This is a genomic window from Chamaesiphon sp. (genome assembly GCF_041738855.1).
Taxonomy (GTDB): Bacteria; Cyanobacteriota; Cyanobacteriia; order Cyanobacteriales; family Chamaesiphonaceae; genus Chamaesiphon.
This window is the reverse complement of record NZ_JBGSPA010000180.1, coordinates 1-4,728: the sequence shown is the minus strand read 5'-3', so window position 1 is coordinate 4,728 and position 4,728 is coordinate 1. Positions and strand designations below refer to the sequence as shown.

Sequence of the window (4,728 nt, the reverse complement as noted above, 5' to 3'; positions counted from 1 at the left end):
ATTAGAAATCTTGCTTGTATCTCCTTTGAGCTTAACTAAAAATTATCATTGGCGATCGTCGCTAGACGACGCGCTTCGAGTGAGCGTGCTTCGAGATTCGCTCACTCGATCGTATGACTTATTCAGCAAGCCCTAATTAGTTGTGATTGATAAGTGTCCACAGTTGCCTTGGTTTCTTTGTAAACCTCCATCAGAGTTGCTACTTGATTGATAGTCTCTGAGGAAGCCTGTCGAGAGTGCAACAGTTTTAGTAGTTGGTTTAGGTTAACTCCCTGGCGATTTAACTCAACCTGCAATCGAGTTAATTGCAGGCAAGTATCCTGATTCACTTGGGGAATCACTATTTGTTTAATTTCACCTTTGCTCAATATTCTTTTCCTTCCATACTCGCCCTCGCTGAGTCTTAATTTCTCTGCTGTAGTTCTGAGAGTGGTTCGTTCTGAATCAGTAAATCGGATCGTCAATCTGTTCGATCTGTTCTCAAGTTCTGTCATGTAGTTATATTTGTAATTTATGAAACTAATTAGTTTCGATTTGCAACACAATTTTTACTAAATTCTAGGGTTTGGGGGCATGGGGGTATCCCCCATCAAGCGGCAGTGGTAGACATTTATGTCTGCCACTGCCTTAGCTTGCTTCCCTCACTATAACCTCAGACTAAGCCCTCTAATTGTGACTGAGATCGAGGATTTTCGCATTTGCAATCTTTGGAGCGGTTTGGGTATTATTAGTAATTAATAAAGCTGCTGCAAGTAGCTTCAAGCAACAATTCGACAGTAGTAATAAATATTTTAAGTTTGTAAAATTTACTATTAAAATATTAGTTGATTGTAAACCCATGCACCCGTGCAATACCCCCGCAATACCCCCGAAACACCCGTGCAGAAAATACAGAACTCTCGCTCGATTCTGGAAGCACCCGTGCAATACCCCCGCAATACCCCCGAAACACCCCCGAAATACCCGTGCTAAAAAGTAAAGCTAAAAGCTACTATTTTATTACAATTATATATACAAATGTAGTTATTAATTCTCTGATGAAGTGTATTTGAGTGTGGATATACGACAAGACCAACAAGTATATTGAAAATAGAGAGCTAAAGTTGAGTTAAGAACATGAGTAAGAGAAAAGCAGTAATCGAGTTTAGTCCCAACCCCGACAACCCAGAGCATTTAATTTTACACGAGTATTTAGGGAGCTTAGACGCTTCAATCTCTGCCTCAATCATGAAAGCAGTCAAGGACAAATATTTGCCGATTGCCATGTTTGAGCTTGGGAAAACAGACGGAATTGAATTTCAAATAGCAAGCATTGAGTCGAGATCTAATCTCAAAGCCCAGGCGGAGATTATTCAAGGGATGGTTGAGATAGCTGGAAGTCTTAATCGATTCGAGGAAAAACAGCAGCCAATCAGCTTTGCAAATAAAGACAGTGAGGTTGACGAGAATGATGATTCCTGGGATGACGATGATGAGCGGATTCCCCCGCTCGATGACATTCAATTTAAAGGGGAACGAAATTAGTAACGCTCCCATACCCGATCTACTGACACAAAGTGACGATGACATTCAATTTAAAGGGGAACGAAATTAGTAACGCTCCCATACCCTGTTTCCTCTAACGCAAATTGACGCGCGGTGACATAGCTAACTCGGTACCTCGTCGCCGAGATGCTACCGTCTCGGTACCGAGGTGGGGTTTTTCTTAGCTTTTTATCTGCCTCGTCGCTATGCTGATGCTCAATGTTTGTGGGATTCAGGGTTGATGCCTATAGTAAGGGAGGATCGGGGACGCAAGCAGGTACAAATCTGACACCCTGCCGCTCTACTTGCGCTGATAATTAGCGATTCAGGTACCGATAATTACTTCTATAAGGACTTCAACTCGAAACACGATGATGATGCGATCGCTATTGGAGCAAGAAATCTGGTCAAATGGAGTCAGTTGTAATTGAGACCGATAATGCGCGTTTTCGGACTCAACTCTGTCGATCGCTCACTTCAGTTGACGAAGTTGCTTAACTTTGTTAATCTGAATACAGATTGACGAAGTTGCACAATTCTGACGTTTTGTGTGGGCGGTCTTAGTAGAAATCGATCGTGGCTGGATCGTGGCTGGATCGAGTTGTCGATCGAACTCTCAGTTTAGAAAGCAATAATTCTCAATTCTCAATTCTCAATTCTCAATTTAAAAAATGAGTGTAGACACCTTAATCGATCGAGTGCAAACCTCCACTAAGATCGAACAAAGACTGATCGATAATTTACTCGATGCTTCGCCCCAGTTTAAGGAGGCTTTAGCCACCTTATTGCGGGAATCAAAGCACCATCACAAGTTGTCCCAATATTGGCAAGCAACGCTCGATGTGGCTCTAGCTGCCAGTCATGCGAGTAACGTTACGGCAAATCCTCACACTAATAGTTTTGAGTGGACGATCTCGGCTTTGACTGCACCCGAACTACTTGCCGAACTCGCACCGACAGATCCGTTAGCAGGTGCGCGATTGCGGGGGATGAGAGTCAAGCAAGAACTACTATACAGCGATGGGCAACCGTTACGAAGTGAGGAAGTCGCTCAATTATTGGGAATTTCCCGACAGGCTGTGGATAAACGGCGGAGTAAGGGACAACTTTTGGCTGTTTCGTTGGGGAAACGAGGCTATTTTTATCCACTGTGGCAGTTTCAAGATGGGGGTGTTTTAGTTGGACTCGATTTGGTATTGACTGCGCTGGCTAAGTTTGATGCTTGGACGCAGTTAATGTTTATGAAAACTGGGGATTTACGGTTAGATAATCTCACTCCTTTGGAATGTTTGGTGGCTGGAAATATCGATGCTGTAGTTACTGCTGCTGCTGGTTATGGCGAACCAAATCCAGCCTGAAGATCCGTTAATTCCCCATCCATTGCCACCGTCAGATTTTCATAGTAGAGAGTTGCCAACCTCGACCAGTCAGGGAACTTGGTATCGATTGAATGTGGTTGAATTTTCCTCTAGTTTGTATTTCGATCGCACTGGTAAAGGCAGGTTTGATAGTCCGGCTCAGGGCTATGGTATTTTGTATGTGGGGGCTGATGTATATGCGAGTTGGATCGAATGCTATGGCAGGACTCACGGGGCTAAGGGGGTTTCTGAGTCAGTACTGAGGCAACGGAATTTATATGCGATCTCTTGTCAACGAGAGTTAGTATTTGCCGATCTGACGGGGAGTAGTTTGGTGAAGATGGGAGCCGATGCGCGGTTGTCTTCGGGAGCTTATACTGATGCTAGAGTGTGGGCACAGGCGATTTACGATCATCCGCAGGGTGTGGATGGGATTAGATATCGATCTCGGCATGATGACGAGCGGTATTGTTATGGAATCTTCGACCGTTGTGAGACTGAAATTCAGGAGCAGAATTTGGGCAATTTACTAACATCTAATCCAAAGTTACTTGCCGAAATTTTGGACTATTATGATTATGGATTGTTGTGATATCTAGATAATAATTTCATTTAATTAAGCACTAAAATTTGATGACATCATCTCTAGTCAAGAGTAATTCAACTGTTAACTCGATCTCCGGTGTCGCCCAGAGTTTGGATGATGTCTGGACGGATTTTTTGAAGCTGCATATCTCCCCGAATACCAAACGGACGTATGCGGCGGCTTTGGATGATTTTTTTACTCAACTGACAGGGGCGATTGCCAATCCCGACCAGATTCAAGAGTTTTTGAATCTGTCCCAGCATCAAGCGGTGGGGGTGGTACTTAAATATAAGGGGTTGCTCTTGGATGCAGGGTTGGCTCCGGCGACGATTAATACTCGGCTCTCGGCGATTAAATCGCTAACCAATCACGCGCGCAAATTAGGACAGTGCCGTTTTAGTTTGGAAGATATTCCCCATGTGCGGGTGGAGAAGTATCGCGATACTTCGGGGGTGGATGCGGCTGCTTATCGCGGGATGTTAGCGTGTGTAGATCGAGCGAGTTTTAAGGGCAAACGGGACTATGCCATCCTGCGGCTACTTTGGGATAATGCTTTGCGGCGAGGGGAATTGGTGGCGACAAATATTCAAGATTTTCGGGATGGGCAGTTGTGGATCGTGGGGAAGGGAAAGACTCAACTACAGTCGATCGATCTAGCTGCGCGGACGGTTTATGCGCTCCAGGATTGGTTGGCAGTTAGGGCAGGTACGGCAGACGAACCGATCTTTATCGCGCTCGATGGCAGGTCTTATGGGCAGCGATTGTCGGGGCGTTCGGTGGCGCGGTTGGTGGCAGGGATCGGCAAGGCTGCGGGGATTACTAAGCATTTATCGCCGCATCGGGTGCGGCATAGTGCGATCACGACTTTTTTGGATGCCAGTGGGGGCGACGTGCGGACGGCGCAGCGGTTGAGTCGGCATTCAAGATTGGATACGCTGATGATCTATGACGATAACCGGAAGGGTTTGCAGGGGAAGGCTTCTGGTGTGTTGGCGGATTTGGTTTAGGTGACGATCGGGGTTTGAGTAGCTAATCTCAGCAAAAAGTATTGTTTCTAACTAAAAAGTAGCGCATACTCTTGACGAGTAAGAATATGCAAGCTAAAGTAAAAGCATCGAAGTTACTAGTAACCTGAGTTCGATGAAGTTTTGTCTCCTCAAACTCAGGCATTTCAACACTTTTAGGCTAACAGCAGAATTTTTTCAATTTTTGGCACATTAAAATCCACCATCAATATCATTAATAGTTGAAAAAACATTG

Annotated in this window: 5 protein-coding genes; 4 read left to right on the top strand and 1 reads right to left on the bottom strand. The window is 44.8% G+C overall.

Annotation, left to right across the window (positions count from 1 at the left end; translation table 11 throughout):
• Nucleotides 1-122: 122 nt before the first annotated feature.
• Nucleotides 123-494: a hypothetical protein gene (locus ACEW9I_RS19150; protein WP_373541927.1), complete on the bottom strand. Its 372-nt coding sequence runs from the start codon at nucleotides 492-494 to the stop codon at nucleotides 123-125.
• A 622-nt stretch (nucleotides 495-1,116) separates the two neighbouring features.
• Between ACEW9I_RS19150 and ACEW9I_RS19145 the strand changes: the two genes are divergently transcribed.
• The 4 genes from ACEW9I_RS19145 (at nucleotide 1,117) to ACEW9I_RS19130 (ending at nucleotide 4,475) form a co-directional block, all read left to right on the top strand.
• Complete coding sequence (locus tag ACEW9I_RS19145; protein ID WP_373541926.1) at nucleotides 1,117-1,524, top strand: hypothetical protein; 408 nt, start codon at nucleotides 1,117-1,119, stop codon at nucleotides 1,522-1,524.
• A 671-nt stretch (nucleotides 1,525-2,195) separates the two neighbouring features.
• Nucleotides 2,196-2,882 carry a helix-turn-helix transcriptional regulator gene (locus tag ACEW9I_RS19140; protein WP_373541925.1) on the top strand — a complete coding sequence of 229 codons (687 nt, stop codon included), beginning with the start codon at nucleotides 2,196-2,198 and terminating at the stop codon, nucleotides 2,880-2,882.
• A complete protein-coding gene (locus tag ACEW9I_RS19135; protein ID WP_373541924.1) occupies nucleotides 2,860-3,474 on the top strand; it encodes an RES family NAD+ phosphorylase in 615 nt (204 codons plus the stop codon). The genes ACEW9I_RS19140 and ACEW9I_RS19135 overlap by 23 nt, the downstream gene beginning before the upstream one ends.
• A 41-nt stretch (nucleotides 3,475-3,515) precedes the next feature.
• Complete coding sequence (locus ACEW9I_RS19130; protein WP_373541923.1) at nucleotides 3,516-4,475, top strand: tyrosine-type recombinase/integrase; 960 nt, start codon at nucleotides 3,516-3,518, stop codon at nucleotides 4,473-4,475.
• Nucleotides 4,476-4,728 lie beyond the last annotated feature (253 nt).

Coding starts and splice junctions, on each gene's coding strand:
- ACEW9I_RS19150 (WP_373541927.1), bottom strand. CDS start 494: ATGACAGAACTTGAGAACAGATCGAACAGATTGACGATCCGATTTACT.
- ACEW9I_RS19130 (WP_373541923.1), top strand. CDS start 3,516: ATGACATCATCTCTAGTCAAGAGTAATTCAACTGTTAACTCGATCTCC.
- ACEW9I_RS19140 (WP_373541925.1), top strand. CDS start 2,196: ATGAGTGTAGACACCTTAATCGATCGAGTGCAAACCTCCACTAAGATC.
- ACEW9I_RS19135 (WP_373541924.1), top strand. CDS start 2,860: ATGGCGAACCAAATCCAGCCTGAAGATCCGTTAATTCCCCATCCATTG.
- ACEW9I_RS19145 (WP_373541926.1), top strand. CDS start 1,117: ATGAGTAAGAGAAAAGCAGTAATCGAGTTTAGTCCCAACCCCGACAAC.